This is a genomic window from Acinetobacter apis (assembly GCF_900197575.1).
Lineage (GTDB): Bacteria > Pseudomonadota > Gammaproteobacteria > Pseudomonadales > Moraxellaceae > Acinetobacter > Acinetobacter apis.
Genome location: NZ_FZLN01000001.1, coordinates 1,231,717 through 1,255,257 on the forward strand (window position 1 = coordinate 1,231,717; position 23,541 = coordinate 1,255,257).

Annotated in this window: 21 protein-coding genes and 1 pseudogene; 10 read left to right on the forward strand and 12 right to left on the reverse strand. The window is 38.7% G+C overall.

Going from position 1 to position 23,541, the window contains the following annotated elements; translation table 11 throughout:
- Positions 1 to 34: 34 nt before the first annotated feature.
- The 4 genes from pheS to CFY84_RS05785 form a co-directional block, all read right to left on the reverse strand.
- Complete coding sequence (gene pheS / locus CFY84_RS05770; RefSeq protein ID WP_088823204.1) at positions 35 to 1,015, reverse strand: phenylalanine--tRNA ligase subunit alpha; 981 nt, start codon at positions 1,013 to 1,015, stop codon at positions 35 to 37.
- Between the two features lie 266 nt (positions 1,016 to 1,281).
- On the reverse strand, positions 1,282 to 1,641 hold the full coding sequence (gene rplT / locus CFY84_RS05775; protein ID WP_088823205.1) for a 50S ribosomal protein L20: 360 nt from the start codon (positions 1,639 to 1,641) through the stop codon (positions 1,282 to 1,284).
- Between the two features lie 11 nt (positions 1,642 to 1,652).
- A complete protein-coding gene (rpmI, locus tag CFY84_RS05780) occupies positions 1,653 to 1,847 on the reverse strand; it encodes a 50S ribosomal protein L35 (RefSeq protein WP_001096359.1) in 195 nt (64 codons plus the stop codon).
- 181 nt (positions 1,848 to 2,028) lie between these two features.
- Positions 2,029 to 2,646: a glutathione S-transferase N-terminal domain-containing protein gene (locus CFY84_RS05785; protein ID WP_088823206.1), complete on the reverse strand. Its 618-nt coding sequence runs from the start codon at positions 2,644 to 2,646 to the stop codon at positions 2,029 to 2,031.
- 192 nt (positions 2,647 to 2,838) lie between these two features.
- On the opposite strand from CFY84_RS05785, the gene CFY84_RS05790 reads away from it, so the two are divergent.
- Both CFY84_RS05790 and CFY84_RS05795 read left to right on the forward strand, forming a co-directional pair.
- Entirely contained in the window at positions 2,839 to 3,888 is a 1,050-nt protein-coding gene (locus CFY84_RS05790; protein WP_088823207.1) for a tetratricopeptide repeat protein, read from the forward strand.
- Between the two features lie 189 nt (positions 3,889 to 4,077).
- Positions 4,078 to 6,282 (forward strand): OsmC domain/YcaO domain-containing protein, encoded by a 2,205-nt coding sequence (locus tag CFY84_RS05795; RefSeq protein ID WP_088823208.1) that lies wholly within the window; start codon positions 4,078 to 4,080, stop codon positions 6,280 to 6,282.
- 64 nt (positions 6,283 to 6,346) lie between these two features.
- Here the strand turns inward: CFY84_RS05795 and CFY84_RS05800 are convergent, their stop codons facing one another.
- Complete coding sequence (locus tag CFY84_RS05800) at positions 6,347 to 7,063, reverse strand: LemA family protein (protein WP_088823209.1); 717 nt, start codon at positions 7,061 to 7,063, stop codon at positions 6,347 to 6,349.
- A gap of 302 nt (positions 7,064 to 7,365) precedes the next feature.
- Between CFY84_RS05800 and CFY84_RS05805 the strand changes: the two genes are divergently transcribed.
- Complete coding sequence (locus tag CFY84_RS05805) at positions 7,366 to 8,304, forward strand: 2-hydroxyacid dehydrogenase (protein WP_088823210.1); 939 nt, start codon at positions 7,366 to 7,368, stop codon at positions 8,302 to 8,304.
- A 154-nt stretch (positions 8,305 to 8,458) separates the two neighbouring features.
- Positions 8,459 to 9,004, forward strand: a complete 546-nt coding sequence (locus CFY84_RS05810) for a DUF2062 domain-containing protein (protein ID WP_088823408.1) — start codon at positions 8,459 to 8,461, stop codon at positions 9,002 to 9,004.
- Here CFY84_RS05810 and CFY84_RS05815 read toward each other — a convergent pair whose 3' ends face one another.
- Entirely contained in the window at positions 9,005 to 9,769 is a 765-nt protein-coding gene (locus CFY84_RS05815) for a class I SAM-dependent methyltransferase (RefSeq protein ID WP_088823211.1), read from the reverse strand. It lies immediately after the preceding gene.
- Positions 9,770 to 10,087: 318 nt separating this feature from the next.
- On the opposite strand from CFY84_RS05815, the gene CFY84_RS05820 reads away from it, so the two are divergent.
- The 4 genes from CFY84_RS05820 (at position 10,088) to CFY84_RS05835 (ending at position 15,017) form a co-directional block, all read left to right on the forward strand.
- Positions 10,088 to 11,743 carry an MFS transporter gene (locus CFY84_RS05820; RefSeq protein WP_088823212.1) on the forward strand — a complete coding sequence of 552 codons (1,656 nt, stop codon included), beginning with the start codon at positions 10,088 to 10,090 and terminating at the stop codon, positions 11,741 to 11,743.
- A 2-nt stretch (positions 11,744 to 11,745) separates the two neighbouring features.
- Positions 11,746 to 12,867 (forward strand): HlyD family secretion protein, encoded by a 1,122-nt coding sequence (locus CFY84_RS05825; protein ID WP_088823213.1) that lies wholly within the window; start codon positions 11,746 to 11,748, stop codon positions 12,865 to 12,867.
- An 11-nt stretch (positions 12,868 to 12,878) separates the two neighbouring features.
- Positions 12,879 to 13,745 carry a 1-aminocyclopropane-1-carboxylate deaminase/D-cysteine desulfhydrase gene (locus CFY84_RS05830; RefSeq protein WP_088823214.1) on the forward strand — a complete coding sequence of 289 codons (867 nt, stop codon included), beginning with the start codon at positions 12,879 to 12,881 and terminating at the stop codon, positions 13,743 to 13,745.
- 75 nt (positions 13,746 to 13,820) lie between these two features.
- Complete coding sequence (locus CFY84_RS05835) at positions 13,821 to 15,017, forward strand: BaiN/RdsA family NAD(P)/FAD-dependent oxidoreductase (protein ID WP_088823215.1); 1,197 nt, start codon at positions 13,821 to 13,823, stop codon at positions 15,015 to 15,017.
- 4 nt (positions 15,018 to 15,021) lie between these two features.
- Here CFY84_RS05835 and CFY84_RS05840 read toward each other — a convergent pair whose 3' ends face one another.
- Complete coding sequence (locus CFY84_RS05840) at positions 15,022 to 15,336, reverse strand: hypothetical protein (protein ID WP_088823216.1); 315 nt, start codon at positions 15,334 to 15,336, stop codon at positions 15,022 to 15,024.
- Between the two features lie 165 nt (positions 15,337 to 15,501).
- Positions 15,502 to 16,983, reverse strand: a pseudogene (locus CFY84_RS05845) (mechanosensitive ion channel); the annotation flags it as partial.
- A 498-nt stretch (positions 16,984 to 17,481) separates the two neighbouring features.
- Here CFY84_RS05845 and CFY84_RS05850 point away from each other — a divergent pair.
- Positions 17,482 to 17,904, forward strand: a complete 423-nt coding sequence (locus CFY84_RS05850; RefSeq protein ID WP_088823218.1) for a hypothetical protein — start codon at positions 17,482 to 17,484, stop codon at positions 17,902 to 17,904.
- A gap of 1 nt (position 17,905) precedes the next feature.
- Here CFY84_RS05850 and CFY84_RS05855 read toward each other — a convergent pair whose 3' ends face one another.
- Positions 17,906 to 18,667, reverse strand: a complete 762-nt coding sequence (locus CFY84_RS05855) for a ferredoxin--NADP reductase (RefSeq protein ID WP_088823219.1) — start codon at positions 18,665 to 18,667, stop codon at positions 17,906 to 17,908.
- A gap of 84 nt (positions 18,668 to 18,751) precedes the next feature.
- On the opposite strand from CFY84_RS05855, the gene gigC reads away from it, so the two are divergent.
- Positions 18,752 to 19,657 carry a LysR family transcriptional regulator GigC gene (gigC, locus tag CFY84_RS05860; RefSeq protein WP_088823220.1) on the forward strand — a complete coding sequence of 302 codons (906 nt, stop codon included), beginning with the start codon at positions 18,752 to 18,754 and terminating at the stop codon, positions 19,655 to 19,657.
- A 37-nt stretch (positions 19,658 to 19,694) separates the two neighbouring features.
- Here gigC and upp read toward each other — a convergent pair whose 3' ends face one another.
- The 3 genes from upp to nuoM all read right to left on the reverse strand — a co-directional run bounded on the left by upp (position 19,695) and on the right by nuoM (position 23,533).
- Positions 19,695 to 20,333: a uracil phosphoribosyltransferase gene (gene upp / locus CFY84_RS05865; RefSeq protein ID WP_088823221.1), complete on the reverse strand. Its 639-nt coding sequence runs from the start codon at positions 20,331 to 20,333 to the stop codon at positions 19,695 to 19,697.
- Between the two features lie 106 nt (positions 20,334 to 20,439).
- Positions 20,440 to 21,939 carry an NADH-quinone oxidoreductase subunit NuoN gene (gene nuoN / locus CFY84_RS05870; protein ID WP_088823222.1) on the reverse strand — a complete coding sequence of 500 codons (1,500 nt, stop codon included), beginning with the start codon at positions 21,937 to 21,939 and terminating at the stop codon, positions 20,440 to 20,442.
- Position 21,940: 1 nt separating this feature from the next.
- Entirely contained in the window at positions 21,941 to 23,533 is a 1,593-nt protein-coding gene (gene nuoM / locus CFY84_RS05875; protein WP_088823223.1) for an NADH-quinone oxidoreductase subunit M, read from the reverse strand.
- Positions 23,534 to 23,541 lie beyond the last annotated feature (8 nt).

Consider the following 23,541-nt stretch of genomic DNA (forward strand, 5'->3'; position numbering starts at 1 on the left):
AATGTTGTTTCAAATGCAGCACATTTTTAAATAATTAAGCAAATTGACGTAAAAAACGCACATCATTTTGATAAAACATGCGTAAATCGCTGATGCCATAACGTAACATTGCAAAACGTTCCACACCTAAACCGAATGCAAAACCACTGTATTTTTCAGGGTCAATGCCTGCGGCTTTTAATACGTCAGGATGTACCATGCCGCAGCCAAGCACTTCAAGCCACTTACCACGTTCATCCATGATATCGACTTCAGCACTTGGTTCAGTAAATGGAAAGTAAGACGGACGGAAACGTACAGTTAATTCTTTTTCAAAGAATTCATTTAACAAATTCACCAATAAGCCTTTGAGTTCCGCAAAGCTTGTATGCTCTGCAACATATAACCCTTCAATTTGATGAAACATTGGTGAATGTGTTTGATCAGAGTCACAGCGATAAACACGCCCTGGACAGACAATACGAATTGGTGGTTGACGCGCTTCCATTGTACGGATTTGCACACCTGAGGTATGAGTACGCAATAAATGTGTTGCATCAAAGTAAAATGTGTCATGCATTGCGCGGGCAGGATGATGACTTGGAATATTTAAGGCTTCGAAGTTATGATAATCATCTTCAACCTCAGGACCTGTTTCAACTGTAAATCCTGACTTCGTAAAAAACTGACAAATTCGCTCTTGGACTTGGGTCACAGGATGGATACTGCCTGTATGCTGACCACGTCCAGGCAATGTAATATCAATGACTTCGCTTGCAAGTTTTGCATTTAATGCTTGTGCTTGTAGCTCTTGCTGACGTGCTGTTAAAGCAGCTTGAATGGATTCACGAATCGCATGTATTTTAGCACCTTCCACTTTACGTGCTTCAGGATCCATTTTACCCAATGATTTTGACAGTTCTGCAAGTTGACTTTTTTTACCCGTAAATTGCACACGAACTTGATCAAGTGCGGCAAGATCTGTTGCTGCGGCAATCGCAGCCAATGCGTCAGTGGTCAAAGCTTCCGATGACATAATTATTCTCAAAGCATCTAAAAATTAGAAAAATATGGATTATTCTAACAGCTTTTCATCAGCTTGATGAAGTTGTAACAGACTGTACAGCATGAATATTGTACGACTTTGATAAGAATATCGTGTTTTTTAAAAATTTCGCACTGACATTTTTCTTTCATTTATTATTTTTATGATGCAGTTCAATAAAAGTAAATTTATGATTCTTTTCTGATCCAACATAAAAAAAGACCGCGAATAAGCGGTCTTTTTTTGAATCTCTAAACTTATGCAGTTAGAGCAGATTTTGCTTTTTCAGCTAAAGCTGCAAATGTAACCGCATCTTGCATAGCGATGTCAGCTAATACACGACGATCGATAATCACTTGTGCTTTTTTCAAACCATCGATCATACGGCTGTATGATAAACCATTTTGACGAGCACCAGCGTTGATACGAGCAATCCATAAAGCACGGAATTGACGTTTCTTTTGACGACGGTCACGGTAAGCATATTGACCTGCTTTGATTACTGCTTGGAACGCAACACGATAAACACGTGAACGAGCGCCATAGTAACCTTTAGCACGAGCAAGAATTTTTTTGTGACGACGATGCGCCACTACACCACGTTTTACACGAGCCATTTATAATCTCCTTAGATGTACGGGCACATACGACGAACTGAAGCAACGTCACTAACGTGAACCATTACACAGCCGCGTAATTGACGAATACGCTTAGCAGATTTTTTGGTCAAAATGTGGCGTTTAAACGCTTGTTTACGCTTGAAACCGTTTGCAGTCGCTTTGAAACGTTTAGCTGCACCACGGCGAGTTTTTAGCTTAGCCATAGTAACCTCTTTTAGATACCTGTTCGGCCTACTTTGCACCATGCAAAAGTAACCTGCAGGTAAGGAAGCGCGTATTCTAGCGTATATACCTGTTAAAATACAATCAATTTTAGTCCATGCCTGCTATAAAAATCGGCAGAATCGGCACACCACAAGTAAATACCGATTCTTTCAATTTAGACTAAACTGAAATCGCAAGTGCTTTAGCAACTGCAGGACGTGCTTTCACCCGCGCAACATAGCGCTCGACTTCAGGATAATCCTCTAACTGAATACTTTGCATCTCGTGATATAGCACCCATGGAAAAATGGCCATATCTGCAATTGAATACTCACCTGCAACATAATCTTGTCCTAGCAACTGTTTATTCAATACACCATATAAACGCTGAGTTTCTTGAATATAACGTTCTTGTGCATATGGCAATTTTTCAGGGGCAAAACGGTTAAAGTGATGGTTTTGACCGAGCATTGGTCCAAAACCACCCATCTGCCACATCAACCATTGCTCAACTTGAGTTTGCTTAATTGGGTCTTGTGGGTAAAAAAGTTTTGTTTTACGACCTAAATATTGCAAGATTGCGCCTGATTCAAACACTGAAATAGATTGCCCTTCAGGTCCATCCTGATCAACAATTGCAGGAATTTTATTGTTGGGGGAGATTTGCAAAAAATCTGCTTGAAATTGGTCATCTTGCAAAATATTAATGGGAATTACTTGATATTCAAGCTGCATTTCTTCCAATGCAATACTAATTTTTTGCCCGTTGGGTGTACCCCAATAATATAAATCAATCATCTCTTGTCCTTATTTTCACGCTTATTGCTGTTTTAGTGAATTAAACACATACTTTATTTATCACACGCTATCCACTTGAGTATGGGGGTTATTTCTTTGTTTTAATGCACTTGTTTACATTATTTTTCAATATATTCATACAAGGCAAGCTACCATATCAGCGATTAAAGTTGAGGCTGAGCAATTATACGAATGTGGCTCTTTGGGAAAAATAATCGAAAATCTGAAGATGAGATTGAACAGATTTTTAAGCGTGCGCAAGAGCACATTCAGCAGCATAACTATGCCTCTGCCATTGAAGATTTTAAAATTATTCGCGCGCACAATACCCATGACCCAAGGTGGATGACAGGACTTGGACAATGCTATTACTTGTCTACATCACATCAAAACATAGCAAAAGCATATCGTTTATTGAATAAAGCCTGTGATTTACAAGATGCAGATGCCTTTTACTATTTGGCATTACTTGAAGAGTCAGAAGGCCATGCTGAAAAAGCATTCTCACTTTTACAAAAAGCCATTCGTAATAAAAGTATTTTGGCCATGAATTATTTGGGTGAAATCCACTTTTATAATGCCAATTATGATCAAGCAAGCAATTGTTTTGAATTGGCTTATGCACATCACTCAACAGCGTTGGCGTTTAGTTATTTACCCCAAATTTATTATCGACTCGGTCATCGTGTAAAAGCCCGAGAATGGGCAAATCTTGGCGCACAACATGGTCACTTTGATGGAATTAATGCATTAGGTGATGCTTACTTACAAGATCAATCGCTCGATGAAGCCATTACGCTTTATGAGCGAGCCATAGAACACGGCAGCTTAGATGCCTTAAATAACTTAGGTTTATTGCACTTTCAAGAAAAGCATTATCAGCGTGCTGAACGCTATTTTAAAGATGCTTTTGAACTACATCATATTTATGGCGCACATAATTTGGCCACTGTTTATCAAGCCATCGCACATTATCATGATGCAGAAAAACTTTATGCTTTTTCATTTTTATATCACCAGCACATGCCCTCTTTACAGAGCTTAGCCACTGTATATGCAGACATTGAACAAGTCGAACTTTCTGAACAAATTATCGATATGGTTGAAAAAATTAAACAGCAACAAGATCTATCTTCAGCCGATAAACATTATTTACAGCTTTTACAAAACAATGCAGATGAAGTTAAAACTGCACTTGAACACTTAAATGAACAGCATGATGCCAACCCACCGAGTCCATAAGATCTGATATTGAAAGATTTGTTTTCATAAACAGCGTCTCAAGCCTGATAAACTAATGAGAAAGCTTTAAAATGGCTTTATAATATGGCGCATCTGTTTTACTCACATATCGCATCCAAATGATTTTATTGGATGCTACTCTTTTCTTGCTATACGCTACAGCCGCTTTTATTTAACTTAGGTGATTACATGGAAATCAAAGTCAATTTTCTCGACAATTTACGATTAGAGGCGAAATTCGATGATTTCACAGTAATCGCTGATCAGCCGATTCGTTATAAAGGTGATGGTTCTGCACCAGGACCATTTGATTACTTTTTAGCATCGTCTGCATTGTGTGCTGCTTATTTTGTCAAATTATATTGTTCAAGCCGTGGCATTTCGACAGAACATATTCGTCTATCACAAAATAATGTGATAGACCCTGAAGACCGCTATAAGCAAACTTTCAAAATTCAGGTGGAATTACCAGCCGATTTATCGGCTAAAGATCGTCAAGGTATTTTACGGTCAATTGAACGCTGTACCGTTAAGCGTGTTGTTCAAACCGGTCCTGAGTTTATTATTGAAGAAGTCGAAAATTTAGATGCAGATGCTCAAGCTTTATTATTGCCAAGCACAGCAAGTGAACAACCGACTTATATTGCCGGCAAAGATTTACCACTAGAGCAAACTATTGCCAATATGTCAGAGATTTTGGCCAAACTTGGCATGAAAATCGAAATTGCTTCATGGCGTAATATTGTTCCGAATGTATGGTCATTGCATATTCGTGATGCTCAATCCCCGATGTGTTTTACCAACGGCAAAGGTTCAAGCAAAGAAAGTGCGCTTGCTTCTGCATTAGGGGAGTTTATCGAACGACTTAACTGCAATTTCTTTTATAACGATCAGTTTTGGGGTACAGAGATTGCCAATGCACCATTTGTACATTACCCAAATGAAAAGTGGTTCCAACCAGGACCCAATGATGAATTACCAACTGAAATTTTAGATGGCTATTGCTTAGATATTTATAACCCTGAAGATGAGCTTTGCGGCTCACATTTATTTGACACCAACTCAGGCAATACAGAACGTGGCATTTGTGCTCTACCTTTTGTGCGTCAGTCTGATGGTGAAACTGTATATTTCCCATCTAATCTGATTGAAAACTTATTTTTAAGTAATGGAATGAGCGCGGGAAATACCCTTGAAGAAGCTCAAGTACAATGTTTATCTGAAATTTTTGAGCGTGCTGTTAAACGTGAGATTTTAGAGGGTGAAATTACCTTACCTGATGTACCACAAGATGTATTAAATCAATATCCGAGCATTGTTGCAGGGATACAAGGTCTTGAAGAACAAGGCTTTCCTGTGATTGTGAAAGATGCGTCATTAGGTGGTCAATACCCTGTCATGTGTGTCACCTTAATGAACCCGCGAACAGGTGGCGTATTTGCATCATTTGGTGCACACCCTCGCCTTGAAGTGGCATTAGAGCGCAGTCTCACCGAGTTATTACAAGGGCGGAGCTTTGAAGGTTTAAATGACCTGCCTGAGCCGACATTCAATACGCATGCAGTGACAGAACCAAATAATTTTGTTGAACACTTTATTGATTCAAGCGGTGTCGTGTCATGGCATTTCTTTAGTGCAAAGTCGGATTATGAGTTTGTTGAATGGGATTTTTCTGCCCAAGGTGAAGATGCCAATGCTCAAGAAGCAGCAACCTTATTTGCCCTTCTCAGCGATATGAATAAAGAAGTTTACATGGCTGTTTATGATGACTTAGGTGCAACAGCTTGCCGTATTTTGGTACCCGGTTACTCTGAAGTGTATTTGGTAGAAGATTTAATTTGGGACAACACCAATAAAGCCTTGCTATTTCGTGAAGATATTTTAAACCTGCATCGCTTAGATGATGAAAGCTTAGCGGCTTTACTTGAGCGTTTAGAAGAAGCAGATTCAGACGATTACACTGAAATTAAAACGTTAATCGGCATTGAATTTGATGACAACACGGTATGGGGTCAATTAACTATTCTCGAGTTAAAATTGCTGATCTATTTAGCACTTGAAGACTTTGAAGAAGCACATGATTTAGTGGGTGCATTTTTACAATACAACACCAATACGGTTGAGCGCGGCTTATTTTATCGTGCGCTTAATGTTGTACTTGAAGTGACTTTAGATGACGAGTTGGATCTTGCAGATTATGAACATCATTTTAGACGTTTATATGGTGATGAACGAATGAATGCTGCACTCGGCTCTATTAATGGAAGCGTACGCTTTTATGGACTAACACCAACCAATATGCAGCTTGAAGGTTTAGATCGCCATTTACGCTTAATTGATAGCTACAAAAAACTCCATGCAGCACGTGCGCTTGCGCATCAAATCACCATATAACTTTCTATTGGATATGCTTGGAGTTGCCCAAGCATATCCAACCTAAACCTATCTACGTTACCACTTAATTTTTACTGTGATGATCCGCCACTGAACTTGACTGAGACGGTATAACTTCTTTGGTGATCAAAGCTTGTTCTTTGTCGAGAGCAGGTTTCTTTTGCTGTTCAACTTTATCTCGAATATATTGAGACTTTTCAACAAAACGTTGTTTGGTGGCATCATATATTTCCGTCAAACGCTCTGAATGATCAGTATTGAAATTTTTGAGTAGTGTTTGTTCTGTATTTTCTTGATTAAAATCTAAATAAGGTGCTTCAGGAAATTTTAAAATATTGGCAATAAATACTGTTGGGATCGTTGAGCGACTGGTATTAAATTCACGGACTGATTCATTATACTTTTCACGTTGATGTGAAATGTCATTTTCGACCTCATTAATAGTAGTCATCAAACTTTGATAATGCTGATTGGCTTTTAACTCAGGATATTGTTGAATCACACCTTGTATACCAACCAAAGCACTATTGGCATTTGAATGATTGGCAGCAATATTCGATTGGGTCATATTGTCTGAAATAGTCAGGTGCGTTAGATTTTCATTTTCTTGGTATTTTTTAGTAACATCAATCAATTGATTTACCAAGTTAATCTTTTTTTGTGTGCTCACAAAAATGTTAGATAAGCATGCTTTGACATGCTGCGCATTACGCTGTAATTGATTATATGACGTGAATACAAAATAAATAATGGCAACAATAAATATAAAAAATATGATCATGTAATGTCTCTTTAACCCACGTGTTATATGTCATGATACATTCAAAAAAGCAAAACAAGTATCATTTTATATATAAATTGTGAATTTATTAATTATAAATATATTTAAAGTACATCTATAGACATTACTAAAATGTAATATTCAAATTAAACAGCACTCAGTCATGATTGGTTTGGACTAATTTCATAGTTATTTCATAAAATGACTGATACCAACCCATTCATGATCAAGATTTAAATCATCATCTCAACACACCATGTTTAATATATATTGAATGCCTATAAACAAGGTACATATCAGATATGAAACAAATCTTACCTTTTGTATGTCCAAAATCATGGTCAGATGCAGAGAGTTGGAAACATGCTTTACAACAAGCTATGCCGACAGAACATATTGTTTTATTTGATGAGTTGAATCAAGAAGACTATCTGAACTGTGATGTTGCAATTGTGGCCAATCCTGACCCTAAAGATTTAGACAAACTGCCCCACCTGAAATGGATCAACAGCGTGTGGGCGGGTGTTGAACACATGGTAGCCAATCACCCCAAAGTCCCGATTGTTCGGTTAATTGATCCTGAACTATCTCATACAATGGCAGAGGCTGTTCTCGCATGGACACTCTACTTACACCGCGATATGCCATATTATGCAGCGCAACAAAAGAACCATCAGTGGCAACCTCAAACCTATATCCCTGCCTATGAAAAAACCATTGCCATATTGGGTTTAGGCGAACTCGGCACTGCTTCTGCACAGCTTTTATCCGCCCATGGCTTTCGTGTATCTGGCTGGAGCCATACTTTAAAAACTGTTCCGAATGTTTGTTGCTATACAGGTGATGATGGCTTACAACACATGCTTGCAGACGCAGATATTGTGATTTCTTTATTACCCCTCACCCCTGCCACAACAGGCTTAATCAATGACACTATTTTTGCAGCATTTAAAGCCAATTCATCGCTCATTAATTTTAGTCGAGGTGCAATAGTTCATGATCTTGCATTACGTCATGCATTAGATTCAAGACACTTAAAACACGCGGTACTCGATGTTTTTCAGCTTGAACCTTTACCTGCTGATGCATGGCATTGGTCACATCAGCATGTCACTGTATTACCGCATATTTCGGCACCAACCAACCCATCTACTGCATCAAAAATTGTTGCTCAAAATATTCAAGCGTACCGTCAAAATCAAGTGATTCCTGAATCGGTCGATCTTCAAAAAGGATATTAACAGCCAATATGTGGTGATATATAACGGATTACCTACATCATCTTCATGAATTAATCACATATTAATCTTGCTGATTTATTCTGATATAAACAGCAGCCCTTGGGTCGAATTAGCGATGCAAGGCTCTGTTGTTATAAAAGGTGGTATTTAAATGATGCTAAAAACGTATTTAAAACATTGGCTACCCTCAAGCCAAGCCATCAACTCATCTAAAGTGATGAAAATTTTTGGTCAAAGAACATCAAACCCACTGCTTTGGTATATCAATCGTCACTCTATTTCAAAAGCTGTGTTCATTGGCGTGTTTTTTGGCTTGCTGCCTATTCCTTTTCACAGTGTTTTAATTGTTTTAGCTATTTTAATGCTCAATGGCAATTTACCCATTGGCTTATCATTGGCATGGCTGAGTAACCCACTTACCATTGCCCCTATTTTATATGTTGGGTTTTGGTTTGGTAGCAAACTCTATTCCACCAATATGATTGATCAGCACATGCTGTATGAGTTATTCCGTCAAATCTCGAGTTGGATAATGCATTTAGGTCATCAACATATAGATACACGTTTTGCAAAAATCTTAATGTCAGGTCTACTGATGGAAGCTTTCCTGTCTGCACTCTTACTTTATGCATTTACACGATTGTTTTGGCGTTGGAGTACATTACACACATGGCAAAAACGCCACCATCAGCACAGTTAATTAAGCTTTATTTAACACCATATACATCACATCATTGGTAAAGCTGCCATCTTCTTGAATGGCATAATAAGATGCAATTTCACTTGATACCCCTTGTTGTAAATAGCGTATGGTTTCGACAGCCATGAGAGGTGTTCGCATTCGTGCAACCCAACTACTAAAATCTAAAGCCAATTTCTGTTTTTCAATTTGGATTGGATTTAACTTGGCTTGCTCTGCAAATTGTACCCATTCTGCCACAGTGTAATTACGCACATGGCTTAAATCTCGAATCATTTCCATGGTTTGAATAAATGTATCTAATACCACTCGTCCTGTGCTAATGGTATCGATAATAATCACTTGACCACTTGGCTTTAAAACTCGATAAATTTCTTGCAATGCTTGACCTACATGATGCCAATGATGGGCTGAAAAACGTGTAATGACCATGTCAAATTGTTGATCTTCAAATGCCAACTGTTCGGCAGCACCTTGCTGTGTATGAATATGATGAAACTGTTGTTGAGCAGCCGTTTGTTGTACCACCTCAAGCATATCTGTGGAAAGATCATAAGCCACGACTTCTTGTGCAAACGGCGCCACAGCATAACTCACGTGTCCACCACCGCAGCCTAAATCTAAAATCTGTGGTGCTTGCGGTAAACTTTTTATTCTTTGAATGATTTTATCAAACTCAATTCCTTGACGGTGAACCATGCTATTTAAGTAATCGTTCGATTTATCTTGATATTGTTTTTGGCTAATTTCATGTTGTGTATTCATGGTTTATTCCTTCTCTTGTGGCTTGAGCTTAGTACAATATAAACCATAATTAAAATTGATTAATTTTTATATAATTAATAACTATTTGGAATATATTTTACTTTTAGAATTAACCAAAATGACACTATTTATAAAAAAGATGCCGACTTTTATAGAGTATGCTAAAAAGAAAATAAAATGAGTGCATGGACATTTGCACGACAGTTTTGTTTTAAGGTAAACATGCTTCAATAATAAAAACCAGTGCCAAAATCATACATTGATTGGCATGCATGGATCAGCTGTAAAAAAATAATATTCGGATTATATGGAAACACTATGTCTAATCAACAACCTCGGTATTTAGAAAAACCACCTGATTGGACTGAACATGAGCGACCTATTATTCCAGGCTCTCCCCCTGCGATTGAACACCCAACACCAAAGCGTTACTTATATTTCATTATTGGAACTTTCATTGCATTAACTGCAAGTTTAAGCAATGGTTTTATCACAGCCAACTTACCTCAACTACAAGGTGAATATGGCTTAACCCCTAGCGAAGGTGCATGGCTACCTGCCGCTTATGTCATGGCCAATGTAAGCTCAAATATTATTTTATTTAAAACACGGCAGCAATATGGCTTACGGCTGTTTACTGAAGTGGCATTGCTTGGCTTTATTGCTGTCATGGTAATGCATTTATTTGTTCATAATTATCACATGGCTGTATTTATTCGTTATGTGAGTGGTTTTGTTGCTGCACCTTTGAGCTCATTGGGCATGTATTACATCATGCAAGCGTTTAGCCAACCGAATCGGTTAAAAGGCTTATATATTGGTTTTGGTTTTAATCAACTTGGTATTCCGCTCGCTTGGATCATTTCACCCTATTTGGTTAGCGTAAACAATTGGGGCGATTTATATACATTTGAATTGGGACTCGCGATCTGCTGCTATGCCATGGTGGTGGCTTTAAAACTGCCTCGAGGACTCAAAATTGCCGTATTTGAAAAAGGTGATTTAATGACCTTTGCATTATTGGCACCGGGGTTTGCCTGTTTGTGTATTGTATTGTCACAAGGACCAATTTTATGGTGGTTTGATTCAAATTGGCTTGCCTATATGCTCATGATTGGCTTTAGCTTAGTAGTGCTTGGTTTGTTTTTTGAACATCAGCGCAGAAATCCCTTACTCATGGTACGTTGGCTTGGCACTGCACCTATGCTCAGGTTTATGTTTGGTGCGCTATGTTTACGTTTTTTACTGTCAGAACAAGGGTTTGCGGCTGTCAATTTCTTAAAAACTGTTGGCATGGGGCCAGACCAATTTGTTGGCTTATATACCGTTATATTTATTGGTATTTTTTCAGGTGTTATCTTTAGTGCACTGACCTTTTCTAAAGAACGTGTATTTTGGCATTTATTAGGCGCAACGTTATTAATTTTGATTGCCAGTCGTTTAGATGCGTATCTCACCAGTGACGTTCGACCGCAAAACTTTTTTTATAGTCAATTTTTGATTGCTTTTGCCAATGGCTTATTCATTGGACCATTATTACTTGCCGGCATGCTCAATGCCTTAAAACAAGGTTCGAGTCATGTCATTACATTCATCGTTTTGTTTTCAGCCACACAAAACTTTGGTGGATTAATTGGAACATCTTTTTATAACACTTATCAAAAACACCATACACAAATTTATCAAGTCGATATTAATCAAACCATGAAAAGCACAGATCCAAATGTGCTGTACCGAGTGAGTCAATATAAAGCAATTTATAACAGCCAAACCACTGACCCACAGCAAGTACAAATTCAGGCCAGTAAAATGTTGGGACAAATCAGCGCAAGAGAAGCTCAAGTGCGTGCCTATAATGATGTGATTAACTTAAATAGCGTGATCGCAATCTTTTTATTCGTTTGGACAATCACCAATATGACATGGCATAAATTCTATGCTTCACGAAAACAGGATCAGATGAGTGGGAGCTAACTATGAGTGATGAAAACAAAAAAACAAAGGAAGGCCCATCGCAGCCGTTGTCTAATATTGATTTACGTACCATGCCGCATATGAGTAAAATCATTAAAACGAAAAAGTCGACTTTGGTCTTGATGTTTTTTGTGCTACTGATTGGTATTACAGCAATTCTTTGGGCATGGCGTATTGGTCCTTTTAATACCCCAATTGAACAAACAGATAACAGCTATATCAAAGGTAAAACCACAGTTTTGTCTTCACAAATTAATGGCTATATTCAAGAAGTGATGGTGAATGATTTTGACCATGTTAAAAAAGGACAGCCATTACTGCGGATTAATCCTGACCAATATGACCAAAAAGTAATTCAGGCGCAAGCCAGTGTTGACCAAGCTGTAAATACATTATCTAACCACAAGCAAGAAATTGCACAGCGCCAAGCAGATATTCTGTCTGCACAAGCCAAAATTGAACAAGCTGAAGCACAATATAAATTATCAAAGCAAGAACTTAGCCGTTATAAGCAATTAGGTAATAGTGGTGCAACGTCAAAAACTGAACAAGACTCTGTGGCTGCCACCAACACCAATAATTTGACTCTTCTAGAACAAGCCCAAGCCAATTTAGTCGTGGCAAAAGAAGCGTTAAAAACTGCGCAAGTTGCAGAAACAGGGTTAAATGCACAAGTGAATAATGCAAAAGCGGCTTTAGACCAAGCACAAATCACTAAAAACTATGCTGTGATTGTTGCACCGATGGATGGTCAATTGGGTGAAGTTACCCCTCGCCTTGGGCAGTATGTTGCGGCAGGAACTCAATTATTGTTTCTAATTCCCCCACCACGTTGGATTATTGCTAATTTCAAAGAAACCCAAATGCAACATATGAAAATTGGACAGCCTGCATCCTTTACAGTAGATGCATTGGGCCATGAGAAATTTACAGGACATGTCGAGCAAATTTCACCTGCTGCAGGTTCAGAATTCAGTGTCATTAAAGCAGACAATGCCACAGGTAACTTCACCAAAGTGGTGCAACGAATTCCTGTACGCATTGCCATTGATGTTCAGCAAAAAGATTTTTCTCGATTAAGCCCAGGTATGTCTGTGGTAACATCTGTTGACACACAACATTAATCATTACCACCATGTTTGATGATCTTCAACAGTCTATGCCTATACAACATCTGACCACACAAGATGGTGTATCTGTTTCTATGAAACGGCTTGACCTTGTACACCCTCAGATTTCAGGCAACAAATTTTTTAAGCTGAAATACACTATACAAGATGCCATCAAACAGAATTTCTCATCGATATTAACCTTTGGTGGCGCTTATTCTAACCATATTTTGGCAACAGCATATGCAGCCAAACATGGTGGTTTAAAAAGTATAGGGGTCATTCGCGGCGAAGAATTAAAATACTCACCATATAACCATACATTGGCTCAGGCATCAGAATATGGGATGCAATTTCACTTTGTATCTCGTGCAGAATATAAGCATCGGCATGACCCTGTTTATTTAGAACATTTGCAGCAAATTTATCCCGATACCTATGTTATTCCTGAAGGGGGTACAAATGCCCTCGCCATTCAAGGCTGTCAGGACATATTATCTGCATCAGATTTAGCAGAATATGATGTGATTTGTGTCGCTGTAGGTACAGGCGGTACAATCACAGGATTAATTGAATCAAGTACACCACAGCATCATATTTTGGGGTTTTCGGCACTCAAAGGCGACTTTTTAACACACGATGTGGCTGCACTAACGTCCAAAACGCATTGGTCTATTACTGATCAATACTGCTTTGGTGGTTATGCCAAAAGCTCAAACACATTGACTGCCTTTATAGATGCCTTTGAGCAACGTTATCATATTCCTTTAGAACCCATTTACACAGGTAAAATGATGTATGGGTTATTTGATTTAATTAAGCAATCTAAATTCCAATCTGGTATACGCGTTCTTGCCATTCATAGCGGTGGCTTACAAGGACGCACTGCTTAGCAATCCATGTAAAGCATATCTGAGGCAATAAAAATGGCGTATACTCCTTCGCCTTGATCATATGGAAGAAAGCGCATGACACAGCAATTTGACGTCATTGTATTGGGTGCAGGTGCCGCTGGACTAATGCTTGCTGCCTTGGCAGGCCGTCGAGGGCGCTCTGTATTAATCCTAGAAAAAGCCAATAAAGTGGGTAAAAAAATATTGATGTCAGGTGGTGGGAAATGCAATTTCACCAATTTATATATTGAGCCTGAACATTACCTTTGCCATAACCCCCACTTCATTAAATCTGCGCTTTCACGCTATACCAATTGGGATTTTATTGGTTTAGTGGCAGATTACCACATTGCCTATGAAGAACGTAAACACGGGCAATTATTTACCATAAATGGTTCAAAAGATATTTTAAACATGCTGTTAAATGAGTGTGAAGAAAGCCAATGCGTTAGCATTCAAACTCAGCATGATGTTCAAAAAGTACAAAAACAAGACAATGGACTGTTTCAAGTACAGACTTCAAAAGCTGTTTTTGAGTGTCAATCTGTTGTGGTTGCAAGTGGTGGATTATCCATTCCCACCCTCGGTGGCTCAGGCATTGGGTATGAAATTGCGCGTCAATTTGGGCATCATATTTACCCGACACGTGCAGGACTAGTTCCCTTCACCTTTTCAGACTATGTAAAAGACACTTCGAGTCGTTTAAGTGGAAATGCCATTGATGTTGTACTGTCTAATGCTAAAAACTCATTTGCAGAAGCATTGTTATTTACCCATCGTGGTTTAAGTGGACCAAGTGCATTGCAATTGTCTAATTATTGGCAAGCAGGAGAAAGCTTTTTTATTAACTTTTTCCCTCAGGTCGATCTGTTTGCCATCTTAAAACAAAAGAAAATTGAACAACCTAAAGTCTTACTTCGTACCATTTTCTTGGCTTTGACCACCAAAAGTATTGCTCTTGAATTACAACTGTTAATTTGGCCACATGAAGCTGAAATCGCGATTGGAAAAATCAGCGATGCACGACTATTAGAAATTAGTCAAGCATTACAACAGTTTGAAGTTAAACCTTCAGGCACCGAAGGCTATCGAACAGCTGAAGTGACTTTAGGCGGTGTAGACACCAAAGAGGTTTCATCAAAAACCATGGAAAGCCGCTTGGAAAGTGGATTATTTTTTATTGGGGAAATTTTAGATGTAACAGGTCATTTAGGTGGGTATAACTTTCAATGGGCATGGTCATCTGCAGCCGCAGCTGCAGAATATGTCTGACCGATTATGCTTTTTTTTCATTGAGCGTCTGCTGTCCTGAATGCGTCACATCAGATGACTGATCCTCTGCTGAAGATGCTTTGACATCGCGCACAGGTTTTGCATGTTCTTCATGTGATGCTGGTTTAGCCTGCTTTGCTTGTTCAGGTGTTGTATCACGCTCAGCAGGTTTCGGTTCTGCCAAATGTTTTGGCGCCGGTTTTTGCTTTGCTTTTGGTTCACTAAAAATCGCTTTGTAAGCTTTATACAATACGCCTGCTGCAATACCTGTAATCACAATAGGTGCTAAACGACTTGGTTTCTTTGCTTGACGACTCATGTGCTGCTCCTTAAATATATTCGATCACCCGAAGGTGATCGAAAATCGATGTTATATCACCAAACACAATTATCCATTTGGATTGTCATGTTTTGGCTCATGTGAATGTACTTCATTTGCTTTGTCAGCTGTTGCTGATACATGCTGCTCAGCTTCATGTGCTTTTGGATTTGGCTTATCTGCTTCAGCTTTTGCTTTATCAATCAGATCAGTCAATACACGCTCTGCTGGTTGACGACCGCCTAAACCAAATGCAAGTGCAAATGCCACTGCGACTGAACCTAAAGTTAAACCAAATGCAAGGTTAACAATTGAATCTGCAATGCCCATCGCACGAAGACCCATTGCAAGTACTAAGCCCATAATTAAAATACGAACCAAGTTACCTAACCAACGTGAGCTGTTGCTTTGTCCACGTTGCACAACACTTGCAACAATATTTGCTAACCAGAAGCCGATGACTAAAATGACAGCGCCCAATAAGATGCTTGCACCAAACTGAATAAACACTGAAATTAAGTTACTGATTTGATCAAAGCCTAAACGGTTTGATGCTTCAGATACAGCAAATAGCATCGTGAAGAATACAATTAAAGTACTTACAACATTTGATACTTTAACTTCACCAATAAAACGTTGCGCACCTAATTTTTCAGGGATCCCGTCAATGCCTGTACCTGATAACACATCACGTACAAGATTTGCCACAAAACGCGATACAGCATAAGCAATGATTAAAATTAAACCTGCTGCAACAATATTCGGAATTGCAGAAGTGATTTGATTTAACATAGCAGTTGCAGGTTGTGAAATCGCTGCAATACCCAATGCTTCAAACGAAATAATTAATGAAGTAATAATAATAATTGCAAAAACGAAAGAACCTAAAACAGAACCTACGCTTGTATTTTTAAACAAGCCAACTTTTTCAACTTGTGCTTGTAAACCAACGCTTTTAATTAACCCTTCAACAATGCCACGCACAATTTTAGCCAAGATATAGCCAACAAATGCGATTACACCAGCAATAAAGATGTTTGGTAAGTAACCAACAACATTATTCACCATGTTTTGTACAGGGGTCAGTAAGCCTGTTAAACCTAAAATTGATAATACAATTGGTAAAAATAGTAGTAAAATCAACCAATAAATAATATCTGCAATATTTTCACTGATCGGTTGTACACCAACTTGACTACTTAATTTTTCATCAAGGTCTGTTCTTGCCAATAAGTTGCTGATGCCTGTACGTGCAAGACGCCCAATCACCCAACCAATTGATCCCACAATCACTGCTGAAATTACATTTGGAATGAACACAAGAACTTGCGTCACCATTGCGCTAAATGGACCACTTACGCTGTTAATATTTAGAATATTAAGTGCTGCAACTAATCCAATAATCAGTACAAACCAAAATGTAAACTTAGAGATCAGAGACTCATAATCTGGTGTATGCCCTGTCGCATCAGATAAACGTCTATTTGTACCAATTGCATTTAAAGCTTTTTTAACACCTGCCGCGATAACTAAAGCGAGTATCCAGCCGACAATAAAAATTACTATTGCGCCTAGAATCGGCTGAAATTGATCCCAATAATAATTAAAATCAAATCCACCCCGACCACCCGAGAAGTAACTATTCATTTTTATACCCTCTTGTTTTTATTACGAGTTCATACACTTTTGTTTTTTAAAAATGATGACTTATTTTATTGTTTGAGCAAACGTTCAATCATTCGTTTTTTGATTTTTCAAGATAGCTGCTCACATTCCAATAAGCCAAACATATCAGTCTATTTATACAAAAGCGTGTTATTAGTCACGTTTAAATCATATTTATTGATTAAATATGAACCATAAGGCTTGTTCTTACCGAACATTCAAACACTTATCGCTCTCTTATGTTACTTATTATACATCGTACATCTCTATGCCATCTGATTAAGTAACAATATGTATAAAAATAAACGTATTCTATGTATGGCATTTATTGTTGGCACAGCCAATACTTAGCCCTCACTTTAGACAGCTTGAGCATTATTTTTTTGACCACATGGGTGAAATTTGCATCATTTATGTTTTTTTCAGCGTCTGATCGAAAATCAGTTATAATACATTTTAGTTTTTTTAAAATCTCTTTATATGGTCTATAAGCTTCAACCGATATCTCTCGACTTAAAAACAGACATTACCCATCAATGTTATGTACATCATACTCGTGATCAGCATTTGATTGGCGTGATTGAGTTTCACAAAAACAATTACACTTTTTCTTGGGAAGATCTTGAGTATTTAAGACGTCGTACAGAAGAATTTTCTGTTATGCCGCTGCCAGATTGTATCAGTGCAATGGTCATTGATATTCGTAACATTGCACCGTTTATTGATCAAGACACACCTATTGTGCCATGGCGTTTGGTCGATGAAGAATGCTTAATTCGAATTGTCGTACCTGCCGATCGCCTTGAATTTTATACAGGTTTCTTTGAACCCACATGGCTGACCTCTGATATGGATACAGCACTATCAGAAATTCGTAAATTTATGGATATGTTTGTCCATTAACTTACCAGTAATTTTCGACAGCAATATTGCCTACACCTCGGCGGTTCATGGTCAAGCCACGTGCTTTTAAAGCCTCTTTGGTGTCTTCAACCATTTGTGGATTACCACACAGCATAATATGGCTGGTTGCAGGATTAAACTGACCACCTGCGGCCTGTTCTAATGCGCCTGATGCAATTAATGCAGGTAAGCGTTCATTTAAGGCAGCTGTTTTACTGCGTGTAATAATTGGGATAAATTTGAATCCTGTATGTGACTCACCAAAAGTGGTTTGAATCTCTTGAATTTGCTCAACATATGCCAATTCATCTTCAGTTCTTACGCTATATACCAAATGAATAGCTGAATAGTTTGACCACACATCAAAATCTTGTAGCATGGATAAAAATGGAGCTAATCCTGTCCCTGTCGCAAGCAACCATAAATCATGTGGTGTTGGTTCTTGGTATCTTGCCAACGTTAAAAAGCCATATGGTATTTTTTCTAAATAAATATCTGTACCTACAGTTAAATCTTTTAATTGTGATGTGAATGCACCATCAGGCACCACAATCGAAAAAAACTCGAGTGTCTCATCATATGGTGATGAAACAATCGAATATGCTCTCACAATCAGCTCACCATTAACTTCAATACCAATTCGAGCAAATTGCCCTGCTGTAAATTTAAAATGCGCAGGACGAGTCAGGGTAAAACTAAATAACTGTGCTGACCAACGGCGAACAGAAAGGACTTTTTCGAGGCTAAATTTTTCAGAAGTCATAATTTCAAGGTACAAGAAACTGTGTCCTCATGTTAGCATGCTCTCAGAAATATTCATATTTTACCGATTATTAAGGCTTTCATCATGCGGATGACTTTACGCCAATTGGCTGTTTTTGTGGCTGTAGCACAAGAAGGAACGGTTACTAAAGCAAGTGATGCTGTTAAACTGACTCAAAGTGCAGCCAGCATGGCACTCGCAGACCTTGAAGATGGATTGGGTGCACCACTTTTTGACCGTTTAGGTAAACGCTTACAGCTCAATGATTTAGGACGTTTTTTGCTGCCACAAGCATTAGAAATCTTAGGACGTTGCGAGGCATTTGAACAAGTAGCCCGTGGCGAATTACAAAGTGTTGATTTAAGGCTCGGCGCAACACTGACCATCAGTGATTATCTGATGCCAGATTTAATGGCTGACTTTTTAAAGCATCAACCCTCTGCACATTTGCAGCTTCAAGTGGGTAATACACGCCAAATGATTGAAGCGGTCAGTCAATTTCAGTTAGATTTGGCGCTTATTGAAGGTGAATGCCACTTGCCGCAATTGCATACATTACATTGGCATGATGATGAGCTAGCGTTATGTTGTGCCCCGCATCACCCGCTAGCACAATTAAATCGTCCCTTACAAATTAGTGATTTTGAAGATGTAGAATGGATTGTTCGTGAAGAAGGATCAGGCACACGTGATGTATTTGACAAAGCTGTTTCTAAAGATCTCAAACATACCAACATCCGTTTAACGCTCGGACACAATGAAGCCATTTTAAAAATACTTGCAAGTGGCTTAGGTGTATCGTGTATTTCTAAACTTGCCTTATTGCCGATGTTGCAGTCAGGTCAATTGGTTGCTTTAAAAACGCCTTTTTGGCAACTCAAGAGACCATTGTATATGCTGATCCATCGTCATAAATACCAAGGTCCAGGTTTAAAAGCATTTGTAAAATTTTGCCAAGACAAAGTTTATGAGACAACAGATTTGATATAAAAAAAGCCAGCAGATGCTGGCTTTTTTATACAAAAGACTATTCGCCCTTTTCGACACTACCAAAGATTTTATCTCCAGCATCACCAAGGCCTGGCACGATATAACCGTGTTCATTTAAACCTTGATCGACTGATGCAGTGAAAATACGGACATCAGGATGATATTTCTCTACTTTTGCTACCCCTTCAGGTGCAGCAACCAAGACCATGACACGGATATCTTTACAACCACTTAGCTTTAACACATCAATGGCTGCAATTAACGAATTGCCTGTAGCAAGCATCGGGTCAATGATCATTGCAATACGCTGCGATACATCTGGTACCAATTTTTTGTAATATGTACGAACTTCAAGCGTGTCTTCATCACGCTCTAAGCCCAGCACACTCACTTTAGCACTTGGGATCAGGCTTAAAAAGCCCTCTAACATCCCAATGCCTGCGCGTAAAATAGGTACTACAGTGATTTTCTTCCCAGCGATACGTTCAACAGTAACCTTCCCTGCCCAACCATCAATTTCGTGATCTGTGAGTAATAAATCTTGTGTTGCCTCATAAGTGAGTAACATCGTAACTTCTTGTGCCAACTGACGAAAGTTATTGGTACTGATATTTTCACGACGCAATAAACCAATTTTATGGCGAATAAGCGGGTGATGAATTTCTTGAATGGGCACGACAGAACACCTAAAAACAGATCATGGTTGTACTAGTATAATCGGTTTTGACGTAGAAATAAAAAAGCCTTCACGAATGAAGGCCAGATAATGATTTTTTATCAATCTATTGTTGAAATAATAACACTTGAATCGGTGCAGTCAGCTGCGATGAAGCCGCCCACTGAATCAGTGGATCAGGGTAAATACCTATCAGTAATACCAATAATGCAGACAATAGCACCATGATTCCGCCTGCTTTTTGTCCCCAATTTACCTCTGCATCCATATGTATAGACTCGGTCGTCGGTGTCATATACAAGGTCATAATGACACGTAAATAGTAATATAGCCCGATCCCACTTCCGACAATAATCATGGCAGCAAACACCCAATGCCCAGCTTCAACATTGGCTTTAATTAACATAAATTTACCAATAAAACCTGCTGTGAGAGGAATTCCTGCCAAAGACAGCATCATTACAGTAAGTGTCGCAGTAAGTAACGGACGGCGCCAAAATAGGCCTGTATAGGTAACCAATTGCTCAGCATCTTTTTCGCTATATGGGCTAGACATTAAAGTGACCACACCAAAGGCACCAATGGTGGTTAATATATAAGTGACCATATATACATTTAAGCTGTCTAAACTTAAATAATTTTTACTGACCAGTGCTGTTAACACATACCCAAAATGAGCAATCGAAGAGTATGCCAATAACCGCTTTAAGTTATTTTGTTTTACTGCCAACAAGTTACCCAGCACAATAGACAACACTGCAATGATTGATAATATAGTGAGAATAGATGGAATTAATACACCTGCACCCAATACATAACGAATCAATAATCCAAACGTGGCTACTTTTGCCACCGTTGCCAAAAATGTCGCCAATGGTGCGGGTGCACCTTGGTACACATCAGGTGTCCATTTATGAAATGGCGCCAATGACAATTTAAAAGCCACAGCAAATAAAATCAGTCCAATACCAAGAATAACCATTGGATTGCCTGCTTTTAGCATGCCGAGTAAAGCATCAAATCCAAGATAAAATGACAAACTACCCGTATATGCATAAATATAAGCCATACCCATTAACAGCATGGCTGATGCTGTCGCAGACAACACCAAGTATTTAATACCTGCTTCTAATGAATTCTCTCGCTCATGGGTATAAGCCACTAACCCATATACAGGTACAGACATCAACTCAAGTGAAATAAAGAACGACGCATAATGTGTACTGTTCACCATGAGCAATGCGCCCATCACCGACAACAGCATCATTAAATACAATTCTTCACGGCGGTTTTGGTAACCTTCAATATAGGCATGAGATAGCGTACAGCATGCTAAAGCAGCCACAAGAATCAACAGTTGATATAACAAACTAAAGCGATCAATCACAAACAGTCCCATCAAGTCGACAGGATTAAATGTTGTCGATACCAGATGTACAATGAGAGTCACTGCTGCCAAATTGAGTCCAATCACGCTGACAGTAGCTATCAGATGATGATGACGTTTTACTGCAATCAATAACATGACGATGACAGCGGTCAAGGCAATGATCCACACAGGCGCAAGCAACATTAGATCAGCCACATTAAATATTGAGTGATTCATCTTATTGCGCTCCTAATTGATCAAGCTGAGTGGCAGCTTGTTGAATAAAATCAGTGCCATGTTCAACAGGTAGGTAGCGTGTGGTAATCCAATGCATTGATGCATTCGATAGATCTAAAAAGCTTTGTGGGAATAAACCCAGCCATACCAAGCCAATGACACATACCATCAACAAGGTGATTTCTCGAACATTTAAATCTTTCAGTGGTTGAATCCGTGACACGTCTGTATCAGGCTGACCAAATAAAGTGCGGTGAATTAGAATCAGACCATATAAACCTGCAAAGACCAAACTTACCGCAGCAATAATGGTAAACGTTGGGTAACGTGCATATGCACCCATTAAAATTAAAAATTCACCGATAAAATTACCTAAACCAGGAATACCGACCAAGGCTGCAACAAAGAACATCAAAAAGAATGAAATATGACGAAATTGCCCACTCATCCCACCCATTAGACGTAAATCACGGGTTTGTAAGCGCTCATAGATTTGACCACACATCATAAATAGTGCAGCAGATGATAAACCGTGTGCGAGCATCATAATCATCAGTCCTTGATATGAAATCAAATGACCTGAATAAATGGCAAGTACTACAAAACCCATATGCGATATTGAGGTATATGCCAATAATCGTTTCATATCAGTTTGTTGATAAGCACACCATGCACCGTAAAAAATGCCAATGAGCCCGAAGATAATGGCAATATCTGCAAATTGTTGTGACGCTGCAGGGAAAAATGGAATGACAAAACGCAATAGACCATAAGCTGCAGTTTTAATTAAGATCCCTGCCAAATCCACTGACCCTGCGGTCGGTGCTTGTGCATGTGCATCAGGTAACCAACCATGTAAAGGGAAAATAGGAAGCTTAACGGCAAAACCAATGAACATACAGAGCATGAGCCCATAGGCAAATGGCGGTGGTATTTGTTGCGCAACATTCATTAAGAAGAAGTAATCAAAACTCACCACACCACGGCTTAGAATATAACCCCATACCACTAAACCTAAAATACCAATGAGGAGAATTAAACCGCAGACTTGAGTGTAAATGAAAAATTTTGTAGCAGCATAAACACGGGTTTTACCTCCGACCCCTTCATGCCCCCAAAGAGCAATTAAGAAGTAAATCGGTACCAACATCATTTCCCAAAAGAAGAAAAACAAAAACAGGTCAATGGCTAAAAACACACCAATTACACCACCTAAACTCCATAACAAGTTCAAGTGGAAAAAGCCCACATGTTTTTGAATTTCGCCCCATGAACAACCGACTGCAAGTAAACCCAATAGAGCGGTTAAACCCACCATCAACAAAGACAATCCATCGACTGCCAAATGAATGGTAATTCCAAGATGTTGGATCCAAGGCACTTGAAATTGCGCAGCAAAAACAGGTTGTGTCATGAGTGCATAGTGATAATCACCTTGCTGCCACAATACCAAGGTCAGTAACAGCGTGATTGCCATACCAAGTAAAGCAATCCAGCGTGGTAAATGATGATTGACTTTATCAAGCAACCAACAAAGAAAGCCTGCAATAAACGGAATCAGTATCAATGCAGGTAATATCCAATTATTTTCCATGTTATTTC